The 14,076-nt window shown below is 69.6% G+C and carries 16 protein-coding genes; 8 read left to right on the forward strand and 8 right to left on the reverse strand.

Features of this window, described 5'->3' with window-relative positions:
• Positions 1–141: 141 nt before the first annotated feature.
• The 6 genes from EAH86_RS03425 to EAH86_RS03450 all read right to left on the reverse strand — a co-directional run bounded on the left by EAH86_RS03425 (position 142) and on the right by EAH86_RS03450 (position 3,732).
• A complete protein-coding gene (locus EAH86_RS03425; protein WP_140737176.1) occupies positions 142–963 on the reverse strand; it encodes an ABC transporter permease in 822 nt (273 codons plus the stop codon).
• Positions 960–1,862, reverse strand: coding sequence for an ATP-binding cassette domain-containing protein (locus tag EAH86_RS03430; RefSeq protein WP_140737177.1), 903 nt, complete (start codon positions 1,860–1,862; stop codon positions 960–962). Before EAH86_RS03430 ends, EAH86_RS03425 begins: the two co-directional genes overlap by 4 nt.
• Positions 1,863–1,997: 135 nt before the next feature.
• A complete protein-coding gene (locus EAH86_RS03435) occupies positions 1,998–2,339 on the reverse strand; it encodes a cupin domain-containing protein (protein WP_140737178.1) in 342 nt (113 codons plus the stop codon).
• Between the two features lie 27 nt (positions 2,340–2,366).
• The gene (locus EAH86_RS03440) at positions 2,367–2,699 is read right to left on the reverse strand and encodes a hypothetical protein (RefSeq protein WP_140737179.1); all 333 of its coding nucleotides are present in this window, start codon (positions 2,697–2,699) and stop codon (positions 2,367–2,369) included.
• A gap of 120 nt (positions 2,700–2,819) precedes the next feature.
• A complete protein-coding gene (locus EAH86_RS03445; protein WP_140737180.1) occupies positions 2,820–3,257 on the reverse strand; it encodes an SRPBCC family protein in 438 nt (145 codons plus the stop codon).
• Between the two features lie 58 nt (positions 3,258–3,315).
• Positions 3,316–3,732 (reverse strand): nuclear transport factor 2 family protein, encoded by a 417-nt coding sequence (locus EAH86_RS03450; RefSeq protein WP_140737181.1) that lies wholly within the window; start codon positions 3,730–3,732, stop codon positions 3,316–3,318.
• 99 nt (positions 3,733–3,831) lie between these two features.
• Here EAH86_RS03450 and EAH86_RS03455 point away from each other — a divergent pair, with 99 nt between their 5' ends.
• The 7 genes from EAH86_RS03455 to EAH86_RS20755 are packed head-to-tail and all read left to right on the forward strand — an operon-like array spanning position 3,832 to position 9,823.
• Positions 3,832–5,319: a glycosyltransferase family 39 protein gene (locus EAH86_RS03455; protein WP_161988556.1), complete on the forward strand. Its 1,488-nt coding sequence runs from the start codon at positions 3,832–3,834 to the stop codon at positions 5,317–5,319.
• A 42-nt stretch (positions 5,320–5,361) separates the two neighbouring features.
• Positions 5,362–5,583 carry a DUF3046 domain-containing protein gene (locus tag EAH86_RS03460; protein ID WP_140737183.1) on the forward strand — a complete coding sequence of 74 codons (222 nt, stop codon included), beginning with the start codon at positions 5,362–5,364 and terminating at the stop codon, positions 5,581–5,583.
• Positions 5,580–6,629, forward strand: a complete 1,050-nt coding sequence (locus tag EAH86_RS03465) for a nitronate monooxygenase (RefSeq protein ID WP_241668158.1) — start codon at positions 5,580–5,582, stop codon at positions 6,627–6,629. The genes EAH86_RS03460 and EAH86_RS03465 overlap by 4 nt, the downstream gene beginning before the upstream one ends.
• Positions 6,630–6,664: 35 nt before the next feature.
• Positions 6,665–7,612 carry an ABC transporter ATP-binding protein gene (locus EAH86_RS03470; protein WP_206665709.1) on the forward strand — a complete coding sequence of 316 codons (948 nt, stop codon included), beginning with the start codon at positions 6,665–6,667 and terminating at the stop codon, positions 7,610–7,612.
• Entirely contained in the window at positions 7,612–8,469 is an 858-nt protein-coding gene (locus tag EAH86_RS03475) for an ABC transporter permease (RefSeq protein ID WP_140737184.1), read from the forward strand. Before EAH86_RS03470 ends, EAH86_RS03475 begins: the two co-directional genes overlap by 1 nt.
• Positions 8,466–9,344, forward strand: a complete 879-nt coding sequence (locus EAH86_RS20750; protein WP_241668159.1) for an ABC transporter permease — start codon at positions 8,466–8,468, stop codon at positions 9,342–9,344. Before EAH86_RS03475 ends, EAH86_RS20750 begins: the two co-directional genes overlap by 4 nt.
• The gene (locus EAH86_RS20755; protein ID WP_241668160.1) at positions 9,341–9,823 is read left to right on the forward strand and encodes a GNAT family N-acetyltransferase; all 483 of its coding nucleotides are present in this window, start codon (positions 9,341–9,343) and stop codon (positions 9,821–9,823) included. Before EAH86_RS20750 ends, EAH86_RS20755 begins: the two co-directional genes overlap by 4 nt.
• Here the strand turns inward: EAH86_RS20755 and EAH86_RS03490 are convergent.
• Both EAH86_RS03490 and EAH86_RS03495 read right to left on the reverse strand, forming a co-directional pair.
• Positions 9,820–12,321, reverse strand: a complete 2,502-nt coding sequence (locus EAH86_RS03490; protein ID WP_140737519.1) for a caspase family protein — start codon at positions 12,319–12,321, stop codon at positions 9,820–9,822. The two genes, EAH86_RS20755 and EAH86_RS03490, sit on opposite strands and share 4 nt — an antisense overlap.
• Positions 12,321–12,701 carry an effector-associated constant component EACC1 gene (locus tag EAH86_RS03495; RefSeq protein ID WP_140737185.1) on the reverse strand — a complete coding sequence of 127 codons (381 nt, stop codon included), beginning with the start codon at positions 12,699–12,701 and terminating at the stop codon, positions 12,321–12,323. The genes EAH86_RS03490 and EAH86_RS03495 overlap by 1 nt, the downstream gene beginning before the upstream one ends.
• 293 nt (positions 12,702–12,994) lie before the next feature.
• On the opposite strand from EAH86_RS03495, the gene recA reads away from it, so the two are divergent.
• A complete protein-coding gene (recA, locus tag EAH86_RS03500; protein WP_140737186.1) occupies positions 12,995–14,056 on the forward strand; it encodes a recombinase RecA in 1,062 nt (353 codons plus the stop codon).
• Positions 14,057–14,076 lie beyond the last annotated feature (20 nt).

A 14,076-nucleotide genomic window follows, 5' to 3' on the forward strand; every position in this document is an offset into this window, starting at 1 on the left:
GCGCTCGGCGACTGCTTCTGGTGATTGTGCAGCAGTCGGTCTCACGAAGACCGACCAGCGTGGCCGACGATTCTCATCGGTCACGCTGGTCGGTCTTGCCCGAGAAGCGCGGTCAGCATGCTCAAGGCTGGCGCAGTCCGGTCACTTGACCTCGGCGCGGCGGACGATCAACAGCCCGACCGCCATCGGCAGGACGAACCACAGCGCGCCCGCGGTGCCGAGCTGCTGCCACTGCTCGCTCGTCATGGTGCCGTTGAAGAGGGAGGTCTGCGCGTAGTTGAAGTCGACCCACGGCTGCAGGTCGGCAAACCACTTCTGGTTCGCCGCCAGCAGGCCCAGCAGCGGAGGCAGGACGAGCGTGTAGACGAAATAGGTGACGATGGCGCCCGCCGAGTTGCGGATGACGAGGCCGAGCATGAAGCCGAACAACATCCCCAGGACGCTGCCGAGGACGATCAGCGCAAAGTGGGCTGCGGAGACGTTCCACACCGGGTCCACGCCGGCGATGGCGCTCCCGACCAGGGTGCCGAGCACACCGACGACGAGGGCGATGAACATCGACACGACACCGACGCCGATGGCTGCGAGGAACTTGGCCCCGAGCACCCGGCCGCGGTGCGGCACGAGGGTGAAGGTGGTCAGGCCGCTGCGCTGGCTCCACTCGCTGGTCACCGCGAGGATCCCGATCATCGGCAGGATCACCGTCATCGGTGCCCCGATGGCTGCGGCGAAGTTGTCGAAGGTGAGCTGGTCGTCCGGTGCGAACACGATGATGGCGGCCGTGGCCAGGACGCTGGTGATGACGATGCTGGCCATCAGCCAGAAGCCCGAGCGGGTGTCGAACATCTTGCGCAGCTCCACCCCGATGAGGCGGGTCAGCGGTATCCGGGTGGGCGCGGTGCGGGTGCGGTGTGTGGCGGTGCCGGACTCGGAGGCCGGGGCGGTGAGGACGGTGGTGGTCATGCTGCTGCTCCTTCGCGCTGGGTGTCTGCGGTGAGCTCGAGGAACATCTCCTCGAGCCCGGCCCCGTCGGCGGCGCGGAGCTCGGTGAGGACCACGCGGGCGGTGAGGGCGATCTCGCCGACCTGGTCGGGTGAGGCATCGGTGTGCACGCTGCCGTCAGCGTGGGCCGTGAACACGAGGCCGGACTGCTCCATCGCCCGTGTCAGCGCGGCCGCGTCGCGGGACCGCACGACCGTGCCGGCCGTGGCGAGCAGGTCCGCCTTGGTCCCCTGGGCCACGATCCGTCCGTGTCCGATGACGACGAGGTCGTCGGCGATGACCTCGATCTCGTGCAGGAGGTGGGAGGACAGCAGGACGGTGCCGCCCTGGTCCGCGAACCCGCGCAGGAGGTCACGCATCCAGCGGATGCCGGCGGGGTCCAGGCCGTTGGCCGGCTCGTCGAGGATGAGCACGTGCGGGTCGCCGAGGAGGGCGGTCCCGATGCCGAGGCGCTGACGCATCCCCAGGGAGTAGTCCTTGACCCGCCGGTCGGCCTCGGTGCTGGTGAGGCTGACCAGGTCGAGCATCTCCTGGACCCGGCCCCGGGGCAGGCCCATCGTCCGCTGGGCCAGCGTGAGGATCTCCCGGCCGGTGCGGCCGGCGTGCTGTGCGGAGGCATCAAGCAGCACGCCGACCTCCGTGCCGGGGTTGGGCAGGTCGGTGAACCGGCGGCCGTCGACCGTGGCGGTGCCCGACGTGGCCGGCGTGAGGCCGACGATGATGCGCATGGTGGTCGACTTGCCGGCGCCGTTCGGGCCGAGGAAGCCGGTGACGCGGCCGGTGGACGCGGTGAACGAGACGTCGTCGACCGCGGTGAGGCCGCGGCCGTAGGTCTTGGTGAGTGATTCGACAGTGATCATGCCGAGAAGAGTGGCCGCGACGCCCACCTGGACGCATCGGGGAGACACCCGATCCTCACCCTGAGCCGACCCTGAGACTGACTCGGGGTGCTGCCCTGACCTGCTCCGCCTCGCCGGTGGCCGCGCGACGTCGAGCTAGGCAGTCCCTACGACATCGACCGAGATCTCAACGGCGGGAACGGTTCCGCGGTTTTCCAGCCAGTGCAAGGTGTTGCGGTCCTCCGGCCAGCCCAGACCCGGACCGTAGTCCGTGGTGGTCCCGTCCCGGTGGTCGGTGATCGTTCCCTGCAGCACGTAGACCGTCCCCGGTCTGCCCTTGTGGTCGTGGATCGGCCCGAAGACGCCTCCGGGCTGGATGGTCACCATCCGCATACGGAGCTGGCGCCCCTCCATGCCCTCGATCTCGGGGCCGAGGTCGACGGTGGCCAGCAGCTCCACCGAGACCCCCTGAGACTCCGGTGCCACCTGTTCACCCATGGTGCGTCCCTTCCTGCGTCGAGTCCCTCAGAGCTGCAGGACTCTGGCCGAGATCTCGTATGCCGCGGCCACGCCTTTCGGGTCGTGCAGGCCGGCTGGTGCCTCCAGGGCTGCCTGCACGTGGGCGCGCACCGCGGCGCCGGGGTCCGCGGCAACGAGATCGTCGCACAGCCCAGCGACCACGGTGTCGGCATCGTGCTCGTCCAGACCGTCCAGTGCGAGGCCGTTGTAGAGCAACGTCGCCGCTTCCAGGAACACCTCACGGGCCATCTCGAGGTCCACCTCGGGTCGAGCCTGGGCTACCGCCTCGGCCGTGGCGAGGAGCCGGTCGAAGGGTGGGTCCAAGGGTCCGGCAGGCATGCGATGAGCCTCTCAACGGGCACGCGTCCCGGCAAGCGAGTTTCACCGACCTGGGGCTGACGCGTGGCCGAGCGCCCAGGGCCGGTGCCGGCCGCTGTCAGGCCAAGATCCTGATGGAGGTCATCGGCTCTCTGCCCTCCGCAGGACCGACTCGAACTGCTTCCCCAGCGTGCGCGGTCCGGCGATGGGTATCAGCGCAGCAATCAGCTTGCCTTTGAACGAGTTCGGCACCCGTGTGAGTGTGACCTTCAGGTCGGTGCCCGCCGAGGCCGGCACGAGCTCGTATCGCCACCCGCTGCCGGTTCCCCACAGGTTCGAGTCGAGGGTCTCGATCGTGACGATGCCCGCGGCGGCGTCCCAGGAGTAGCGTTCCCGCTCCCAGCCCATGTTGGTGCCCTCGGTCACCTCAGCCCAGTCCGGTCCGAGCTCGTGGACCGTGAAGTGGGCCTCGTCGACGTTCGGCCACCACCGCGACCGGTCGGGGCCGAAGTCGTTGATCACGGCCATCACGTCGCTCGGGGACAAGCTCGTGTGGACGGTGAACTTCGTGGTCGCCATGTCGCGTCCTCTTCCGTTGCGGGAGTGTCGGCCGTGCTGCCCCATCATCCGCCCATGGTCAGTCGGAGGGGCCCGAGGTGGGTCGGTACAGCTCTTGCACGGCCGCCTCGATGTCGCCGCCGCTGCGGTCGACCGGTTCCATGTACAGCCGCGCCGCGGCGATCAGGTCGTCGCGCACCGTCAGGATGATGACCCCACGCATGGCGAAGGGAGAGCCATCGGTGTGTCGACCCTGCCAGTCGAACTCGCCCCACTCGGTTGCCCCGTCCACCGAGGACGCGAGCAGCTCGCCGCGGAAGTCTGGGACGCCGGCAAAGACCGCGGTCCAGTTGGTCAGCACCTGCGCGCGACCGGTGAACGTACGGCCGGGATGAACAGGTTGGGCACTGGCGTAGTCCTCAGCGAAGCAGGTCGCCATGCGCACTGCGTCGTGGGCGTTCTGTGCCTCGGTGAGACGCTCCAACATCGTCCTCATGAAGCCGAAGGTAGCCCAGGAGGTGGCGTCGGGTCAGGTCCAGAACTGGGTGGTCTTCGGAACTCGACAGGGGTGGAGTCGACCGGCAGGCTGGCCGGTATGTCGGCTGAGCGGGGGAGCGACACCCAGGACGGGGGACGACCCCAGGTCGCGTGGCGCGTGGTCGTCCCGGCGGCCCTCGCCCAAGCGGTCGCGCTGACGTTCGGATCGTTCGGCTACGGCTACCACCGCGACGAGCTCTACTTCCGGATGCTGCCCCCTGCATGGGGCTATCTGGACCAGCCGCCGCTCACCCCCTTCTTCGCCAGGCTGACCACCCACCTCGCCGACCAGCCGTGGGCCCTGCGGCTCCCTGCCACCGTCGCGACAGCCCTCTCCGTCGTCGTGATCGCGCTCATCTGTCGAGAGCTCGGGGGTGGCCGAGGAGCTCAAGCGCTCGCTGCCTGGGGGTACGCCTTCGCCGCGCTGCCGTTGATGCTCGGCCACGTCCTGCTCACCTCCACGGTTGACCTCCTGTTGCTGGCCCTCGTGGTGCTGGCCGTCCTCCGAGCGACCGGCGGCTCGCCCCGATGGTGGCTCGCCGCCGGCGGCATCGCTGGGGTCGCCACCTACAACAGACTGCTCGTTGCCGTCGTGGTCGCAGGCCTCGTCGTCGGCATCGCGGTGCTCGGTCCACGCAGCGTCTTCCGATCGCCCAGCCTCTGGGCGGGTGGTGCCTTGGCCGTCGTCGTCGGCCTGCCGAACCTCGTCTACCAGGCCAGCCACGACTGGCCACAGCTCTCCATGGGCGCGGCACTTGCCGACAACAACGCGGGCGAGGTCCGCAGCCAACTGCCCTACCTCCTCCTGGTCATGCTCGGCCCACCGCTCGTCGCCGTCTGGGTCACTGGGATCGTCTGGCTGTTGCGCCGTGAGCGCCGCCCCCGCGTCGGCTACCTGGTGGTCGGGACCGGAGTGCTGATCGCGTTCACCTTCGCCTCCGGCGCGCAGCCGCACTACCCGATCCACCTGCTGGCCGTGATGTATGCCGCGGGCTGCGTGCCGGTCGCCCACTGGCTCGCGTCGCGTCGCGCCCTTCGGGCGGTCGCCGTCGGACTGCTGGTCGTCAACGCCGCGGTCTCGTGTGTTCTCGCCCTGCCCGTCGTCCCGCTGGCCAGCGTCGGCGGCACCCCGCTGCCGGACGTCGGCCCGCTCGTCGCCGACCAGGTCGGGTGGCCGCGCTACGCGGACCAGGTCGCCGCGGCATACCGGGGCTCTGCCCTGCACCCCACGGAGGTGATCACGTCCAACTACGGCGAGGCGGGGGCGATCGCGCGCTTCGGACCCGCCCTCGGGCTGCCGCGGCCGGTGAGCGGGCAGAACTCGCTGGCGTCGGTCGTCCGTCCTGCTGACTCGAGCACCGTGGTCGTCATGGTCGGCTACCAGCTCGACGAGGTGGCCGGCCTGTTCGCCTCCTGCCAGGTGGTCGACCGGCTGGACAACGGCGTGGACGTCGACAACGAGGAACAAGGCGCGCCGGTGGCGGTGTGCCGCGACCCGAGTGAGCCGTGGGCCGCCCTGTGGCCGCGGTTCCACCACCTCGACTGAGGGAGTTCCCTCGACATCCTCCGCCCTGCTTACACTCACTGCGTGCGGCTGAGCCATTTCTGGGTGTTGATGAACGACGAGTTCGGGGAGGGCTATGCCTCCTCGCTCGCGCAGCACCTCGTCCTCGGCGTGCTCGGCGAGCGCACGGTGGTCCAGGCGCTCGAGGCCGGGGAGAGCCCGCGCCGGGTCTGGCAGGCCCTGTGCGACGCCATGGACGTGCCCGAGTCGCGTCGCCTCGGCATCGAGCGGCGACCAGCGAAGTGAGCTCGCTCGACTGGTCGGCCTGCCCCTTGGTGCTCGCACCGATGGCTGGCGGCCCGGCGACAGTCGAGCTCGCCGCCGCAGTTGGGGAGGGCGGGATGTTCCCGTTCTTGGCAGGCGCCTACCTCACGCCGGAGCGGCTCCGCAACGACATCGCCGCACTGCGCGCCTTGACGCCGAAACCCTTCGCAGTCAACATCTTTGCGCCATCACCAGACAGCCCGTCGATGCGGCAGGACGCCATCGCGTATGCCGGGTTGCTTGCTCCCTGGGCAGCCTCCGCGGGCGTCGAGCTGGGAATGCCGCGCTATGACGAGGACTTCTTCGACGCGAAGGTCGACGTGCTCGCGGAGGTGGCGCCTGCCCTGGTGAGCTTCGCCTTCGGCTGGCCCTCGGCGGAGGTGGTGGCCCGCCTGCAGGCCGCAGCAGTCGAGGTGTGGGTCACCATCAACGAAGCCACCGAGGTGGAGTGGGCCCAGGAGCTCGGTGTCGACGGTCTCGTCGTGCAGGGGTGGGAAGCCGGTGGTCACCGCGGTGGTCCGGTCGACACCGGCGCCACCCAGTCCGCGCTCCTGACGCTCGTGGAGGAGGTCGCCGGACGCACCAGCTTGCCGGTCATGGGCGCAGGTGGGGTGATGACAGGAGCCGACGCGGCGCGGGTCCTGCGCGCAGGCGCGAGTGCCGTGGCGTTCGGGACGGCGTTCCTGGACTGCCCCGAGGCAGGAACGGCGCCCGTGCACCGGCACGCACTGACCCACCGGACGGGTACCACCGTGACCCGAGCCTTCACCGGTCGCAGTGCGCGGGCCCTGACCACGACGTGGACCGAGCTGTTCACCGAAGCCGCGCCGGCGGCCTACCCGCACGTCCACCACGTCACGGCCCCGCTCCGGGCGCATGGCAAGGCCACGGGTGAGGCAGAGCTGGTCCACCTGTGGGCCGGGACCGGGCACGGTCGGCTGCGCAAGCTCCCGGCCGCACAGCTCGCTCGAACCCTCGTGGAGGAGCTCCGTGCGGAGCAGGCAGGCGACTCGACGAAAAACCGTTGAGGGTCTGTCGGTGAACCTCGATAGCGTGGTCGACCGTGACCGACGACTCCCTGCCTGACAACGAGATCTTGCTGAGCGCAACCGGACTGACCAAGACGTTCGGGGAGTTCACGGCCGTCGACGGCATCGACTTCGCCGTCCGCAAGGGGGAGTGTTTCGGCTTCCTCGGCCCCAATGGCGCCGGCAAGTCCAGCACGATGCGGATGGTCGGCTGCGTGTCCCCGGTGACGAGCGGCGAGCTGCGCCTGTTCGGGCTCGACCCCGCGGGCAACGGTCCCGCGATCCGCGCCCGACTCGGCAGCTGCCCACAGCGTGACACCCTCGACGAGGAGCTCACCGTCGAGGAGAACCTCTGGATCTACGGACGCTACTTCGGCCTGTCCCGCAAGGAAGTTCGCTCGCGAGCGGCCGAGCTGCTCGACTTCGCGCAGCTCACCGACCGGGCCGGTGACAAGGTCGAACCGCTGTCCGGTGGGATGAAGCGACGGCTGACGATCGCGCGGTCACTCATCAACTCACCCGAGATCCTGCTGCTCGACGAACCGACCACCGGCTTGGACCCGCAGGCCCGACATGTGTTGTGGGACAGGCTGTTTCGTCTCAAGCGGTCGGGGGTGACCTTGGTGCTGACCACGCACTACATGGACGAGGCCGAGCAGCTCTGTGACCGGCTGGTCGTCATGGACCACGGGCGGATCGTCGCCGAGGGGTCGCCACGCTCGCTCATCGACGAGTTCTCCACGCGCGAGGTGCTCGAGCTCCGGTTCGACGCCGAGGACCACAAGGACTTCGCCGAGCAGGTCACCGGCATCGGCGAGCGGGTCGAGGTGCTGCCCGACCGGTTGCTCGTCTATGCCGACGACGGTGAGCAGGCCGCAGCCGTCGTGCACTCACGTGGCATCGAACCGCTGTCCTCGCTCGTGCGACGAGCCACCCTCGAGGACGTGTTCCTGCACCTCACCGGCCGGACCCTGGTCGACTGATGGCGCTCACCCAGCCGCAGTCCCAGCCCGGTCCCGGCGGTGAGGGGCCCAGTCGGGCCGAGCACGGCATACGCCAGCCGTTGTCGGCGACCGAGCGGGTGCTCGCCGTCTTCACGTACTTCCTCACGGTCTACAAGCGCACCTGGCGCGGCAGCATCATCGGCCGGTTCCTGTCGCCGCTGTTCTTCCTGCTGGCCATGGGGATCGGCCTCGGCTCGCTGGTCGACGACCGGGTCGGGGGAGTCGAGGGGCTGCCCTACCTGCAGTTCGTCGTCCCCGCGATCGTCGCGACCCAGACGATGTGGGTGGCGATGGGGGAGTCGACCTACCAGGTGCTCGGGTACATCAAGTGGAACATGGGCTACCACGCGATGCTGGCGACCCCGATGACGGTTCGCGACGTGCTGCGCGGTCACTTCCTCGCGGTGGCGGCGCACCTGACGACGGCCACGGCGATCTTCATGGCGGTGGCGTCGCTGTTCGGGGGCTTCGGGTCGGTCGCGGCGGTGTTCTGCCTGCCGATCGCCGTCCTCACCGGGCTGGCGTTCACGACCCCGATCTTCGCGTTCACGGCCCGGCAGGAGGGCGACAACGGCTTCAACATCCTGTTCCGCTGGATCGTCACGCCGCTGATGCTGTTCTCCGGCACCTTCTTCCCGATCGAGCAGCTCCCGGGCTGGATGCAGCCGATCGCCTGGGCCACCCCGTTGTGGCACGGCGTCGAGGCCTGCCGGGCGGTTGCCACGGGTGCCGTCGTCTGGACGCCGTTCGTCGGGCACCTGTTGGTCCTCGCTGGGTATGCCGCGGTGGGCTGGTGGCTCGCAGAGCGCTCCTTCGCCAAGAGGTTGGTCCCGTGAGCACGTCGACATCCGGTTCCCAGCCCGCGCCCCAGCCCGCGCCCCCGTCCACACCCTCGTCGCGTGGATCAGCGTCGGCTCGGCTGGCCCACCTGGTGCCGATGCCTGCGGGCGCCGGCTTGGCCCGGATGCTCGTCGAGCGCAACATCACCTCGTTCCGGCACGGCTGGATCGCGCTCGTGACGGGCTTCGCCGAGCCGGTGTTCTACCTGTTCTCCCTCGGCATCGGCATCGGCGCTCTCGTGAAGACCGTCACGACCGACTCGGGTGCGGTCGTCTCCTACCCCCAGTTCGTCGCGCCCGCGCTGCTGGCCGCGTCCGCGATGAACGGTGCGGTGTTCGACTCGACCTTCAACGTGTTCTTCAAGCTGAAGTACGCCAAGCTCTACGACGCGGTTCTCGCAACGCCGATGGGTCCGCGCGACATCGCGGTCGGAGAGATCTCCTGGTCCCTGATCCGCGGCGGCCTCTACTCCGCCGCGTTCCTCGTCGTCGCGGTGCTGGCGGGCGCGGTCGGGTCGTGGTGGGCGCTCCTGGCGCTGCCCGCCGCGGTGTTCATCGGCTTCGCCTTCGCGGCGCTCGGGATGTTCGCCACGACCTTCATGAAGTCGTGGGTGCACTTCGACTACATCACGCTGGCCATCCAGCCGATGTTCCTGTTCTCCGCGACCTTCTTCCCGCTGTCCACCTATCCCGAGGCGCTGCAGTGGCTCGTCAGGGCGACGCCGCTCTACCACGGCGTCGCGCTCGAACGCGCGCTGATGCTCGGGGACGTCGGCTGGGGCATCCTCGCCCACGTGGCCTACCTCATCGTGCTCGGCGGTATCGGTGTCGTGGGAACCGCCCGCCGCCTCGAGAAGCTGCTGCTCTCGTGAGTGGGCCGGACCTGCCCGTGCGGTCGGCGGGGTTCGACGAGCTCTCCAGCCACACGGCATACCGGCTCTGGGCGCTGCGCTCCGAGGTGTTCGTCGTCGAGCAGGCAGCGGCCTACCTCGACCTCGACGGGCGTGACGTCGAGGCGGGCACCCGCCACCTGTGGGTCGAGGCCGATGGCCTGCCGGTCGCGACGCTGCGCGTGCTCGACGACGGCGACGTGTGGCGGATCGGCCGAGTCGCCACGGCCAGTGCGCAGCGGGGTCGCGGGCTGGCGGCCGGCTTGGTGCGGGCCGCGTTGGCGGAGTGTGTGGGACGCCCGGTCGTCCTGGACGCCCAGTCCTACCTCACCGACTGGTATGCCGGGTTCGGCTTCGTCGTCCACGGCGCCGAGTACGTCGACGAGGACGGCATCCCGCACACCCCGATGCGGTTGGACATCGTCGCCGCACCCGAGGTCCGTCAGGCCACGGACTTCTAGGCGCTCGGCCGGGCCTGTCCCACGGGGTGGGCCCCGACCGCCCACGGCCGCTCGGTCAGTGCTGCGACGATCAGCGCGGCCAGACACCCGAGGGTCAGCGCGATCGGCCAAGTGGGTTCGGAGTGGTCTTCGACGTAGCTCCCGAGCGTGGTGGCGCCGCCGACAGCGCCGATGGCCCAGCCCAGCAGCGTCCATGCCCGGATGACAGGCAGGCGTTCGACACACGCCGGCACGGCAATCGCCAACGCCGCGAAGCTCAACAGGACAGTCGCCAGGCCCGACGACGAGTGGGAGACCTGTGCACCGGAGAGGCCCAGGAGACCAGCTGCCGTGACCGAGGCGCCCCAGGCAAGCCCCCGGGAAATCCCCGAACGGGGTCGGGGGAGTGCCGATGGGGGAGTTCGGGCCACGGTCACGAACCCCAGGGCGCCGACCACTGCGAGGCCTGACTGGCCCACCAGTCCGACGTACCAACCTTCCTGCATGGAGCCGACATCGGTGTCCGCGAACGATCCGACGAAGCCAAGCGCTGCCGGGGCGACCGCGCCCGCCGCCAGCCCCAGTCCCACAGGCCCACGACCTCGCAGGAACAGCGCGCACGCGCCAGCGCTCACCGCGACCAGGCCAAGGGTCACCAGGCGGACGATCGAAGTCTCCAGGACGAACCAGCCGATGTTGTCGTACTGGACGTTCAGGACGAGCGGCGCAAGAACGAGGACGCCCATCGCCACGAGGCTGGCGCCGAACCATGACCGGGGGCGAGCGGTGGTGTCGGGCTCGCTGCCCGGGTCTGCTGCCACGGTAGCTATGACGGGCGAGGTGGTGTTCTGTGCCGCGATCTTGGCCGGAGATCCGCGCAGACCCAGGACCGCCACAACCCCGGCGGCCGTGGACGTGAGGCAGCCGGCCCACGCGACCCAGGCACCTGCCTTGATGTCGTAGGTGCTGATTCCGTCCATCGTGACCCTGAGGACCGCGATGGTGACGAGCGCGACGACGCTCATCGTGAGGACCGTCCAGGGCCAGTGACGCCGCGTCATCGAGCTCGTCAGGGTGGACATGGCGGTCCCGATGCAGAGCAGTCCGACAACAACCAGGACAACCCCCAACCAGTTGTGGAAGGTGAACACGTCGTTGCCGTAGACGAACGCGGGAAGCAGCACGGACAGCAGGACGAGGGAACCGCCGGCCAGGAGCGCCCGACCCGCCATGACGCGGTTGTGTGGCCATTCAGGGACGGCGGAGGGGGTCGCCGGGTCCGTCGTGGCGGCCCTCGTGGCCGACTGGCCGCGGAGGAGGGTTGCTGCGGTCGCGGCGGCGGACGGGTGAGCGGAGGGTGCCACGCCGAGGGGCGGCGTCGCCGAGCTGGTGGCCGGCTCCGGCGGGTCCGACGGGGCGGGTGCCGGCTGCTGGCGGGAAGTCAGGGTGTCAGCTCCGGACTCGACCGTGACGGGTATGCCGCTGGGGCGGGCCTCCGCCTCGGCTGTCGGTTCGTGCGCAGGTCCGGTCGGCGCAGATACTGCCGTGAGGGCGTCTCGTGCCGCCTCGGCGACATAGGACGTGTCCGAGCGGGCGACGTCCTGCAGCGCCTCCCGAGCACCCAGGGACACTCCGGGGTCAGCGCTCGCCAGCCGGGCTCGCAGCTCACCGACGGCGCCGAGTCGTGTGTACATGTTGTCGTCCTGCACGGCCGCGCGGAGGTCGGGCGGCAACGGCACGGCTCGGACGCGCTTGCGGTGGCTCCTGGCGACGTAGAGCTCACCCTGCAGCTCGATGTCGCGGCTGGGGGTCTGGTTCGGGTTCTGGGCGCGGACCTGGTCGAACACGTAGTCGTAGAGCTCGTTCAGCGAGACCAGCCCGTCCTCATCACGGTCCGCCGCTCCACTCCGGAGGCCTTCGACGACCGCTGAGGTGAAGACCGAGGGCTGCCGCTGCTCGTCGGAGGCGAGGGCGCTGCCCTCGAAGGCGTACTCCATCGCGCTCGACGCGGTGATGACCGCCCGACCACGCCCGCCCCCGAGCTTGCCGGCAGGGAAGCTCTCGAGGACGTTGGCCGGGCCTGCCGCCCGCACTGCGACACCCTCACTGAACGCCCCGCCGTAGCAGCAGTCGAGGAAGAGCACGATGCTGCGAGCCCGCGAGCCGCGCATGCACCGCTGGACGAAGTCCGCGGACACAGCCGTGGACGCGAGCCGGTCGGGTCTGGTGTTGGTGGCGGCGAAGAACAGCTCACCGGAGTCGCTCTTGAGCCCGTGCCCGGAGAAGTGCAGGAGCAGCAGGTCGTCGGGCCTGCCCTCGGCGAACAGGTCCTCGACCCGGGCCTGGACGGTGTGGGAGGGCGAGTTGTGGACGACGCGGACGTCGAAGCCTCCGATGTCCGGGTCACCGAGGACACCGGCCAGCGCCTCGGCGTCCGCGGACGGCGCCTGCAGCCGGCTCAGCCCCGCGTGCTCGAACTCGTCGCTCGCGACGATGAGTGCTGTCCGGCGGCCGTCCATCACGACCCGGTTCCTGCGTGGCGGCTCAGGAAGAGGGAGACCAGCTCGTCGTGCTCGGCCGCGGTGGCTCCGGACAGCTCGAGCACGTCGCCGTCCACCTCGACTCGGATGCTCCTGGGAGTCTCGTGGCCGCGGTCCAGCCAGGCTCGTACGGCAGTGATCACGGCGGTCAGCCCGCCGGAGCCCATCAGTGCCACGGCCAGGGTGCCGACGGTCGATGCGTCGCCACGGGCGCCTGGGGGACCTGGCTGGGACGGGCCAGGCTGCACCTCGGTGCCGTCGAGCTGGCGCAGCTCGTCGCGCAGCATTCGGCTCAGCTGGTCGAGCCTGGTCTGGTCGGACCCGCTCTCGGCCAGGGTGAGGTGAACTGTGGGCTCCATCGGCCCGCCTCCCGGCACGTGTTGCGGCACGTGTCCTGCCCGTTCCCTGCACCCAAAATGCTACTGCTGGTCGGCCCTCGGCGTGTCGCGTGTCGAATTCCCGATTTCGAACAGGTGTTCGGTATGTTCGTCCACAGGTGGAACCACCACAGACCACCGTCCACAGGCCGCGAGAGCGTCCCGGGCGGCTGTCGGTGCCGACACCTAGCGTCTGACCCGACAAGCAGAACTGCTGCCCGAGGGTCGAAGGCAGGCGCGCCCGACTCGAAGCGAAAGAAGGAACGGTGGCCAGAATGGCTGGAGCGGTAACACCAACTGTGGACCAGAAGGCAAAGTCCCTCGACAGCGTGATGGGGCAGATCGAGAAGTCGTTCGGCAAGGGTGCAGTCATGCGCCTCGGCGACGACGTCCGACCGCCCATCGACGTCATCCCCACCGGCTCGATCGCGCTCGATGTCGCGCTCGGTATCGGTGGCCTCCCGCGCGGCCGCGTCGTGGAGATCTACGGCCCGGAGTCCTCCGGCAAGACGACGGTCGCCCTGCACGCGGTGGCCAGCGCACAGAAGGCCGGCGGTATCGCGGCGTTCATCGACGCCGAGCACGCGCTCGACCCCGACTACGCCAAGAAGCTCGGGGTCGACACCGACGCGCTCCTCGTCAGCCAGCCCGACACGGGTGAGCAGGCGCTCGAGATCGCCGACATGCTGATCCGCTCGGGCGCCATCGACATCATCGTGATCGACTCCGTGGCCGCGCTCGTGCCACGCGCCGAGATCGAGGGCGAGATGGGTGACAGCCACGTCGGTCTCCAGGCCCGCCTGATGTCGCAGGCCCTGCGCAAGCTCACCGGTGCCCTCAACAACACCGGCACGACGGCCATCTTCATCAACCAGCTGCGCGAGAAGATCGGCGTCATGTTCGGCTCGCCCGAGACGACGACGGGTGGCAAGGCGCTGAAGTTCTACGCCTCCGTCCGCCTGGACGTCCGTCGCATCGAGACCCTCAAGGACGGCAGCGAGCCGGTCGGCAACCGCACCCGGGTCAAGGTCGTCAAGAACAAGGTGGCCCCACCGTTCAAGCAGGCCGAGTTCGACATCCTCTACGGCCAGGGCATCTCCCGTGAGGGTGGGCTCATCGACATGGGAGTCGAGCAGGGCTTCGTCCGCAAGGCCGGCGCCTGGTACACGTACGAGGGTGACCAGCTGGGGCAGGGCAAGGAGAACGCCCGGCAGTTCCTCAAGGACAACCCCGACCTCGGCAACGAGATCGAGAAGAAGATCAAGGAAAAGCTGGGGATCGGCCCACAGGTCGACAAGCCGGCTGACGCGATTCCCGAGGTGCCGGTCGAGTTCTGAGCCACTGGTTCGAGCGACCC

Origin of the sequence: Pedococcus bigeumensis, assembly GCF_006438965.1 — a bacterium.
GTDB classification, from domain to species: Bacteria; Actinomycetota; Actinomycetes; order Actinomycetales; family Dermatophilaceae; genus Pedococcus; species Pedococcus bigeumensis_A.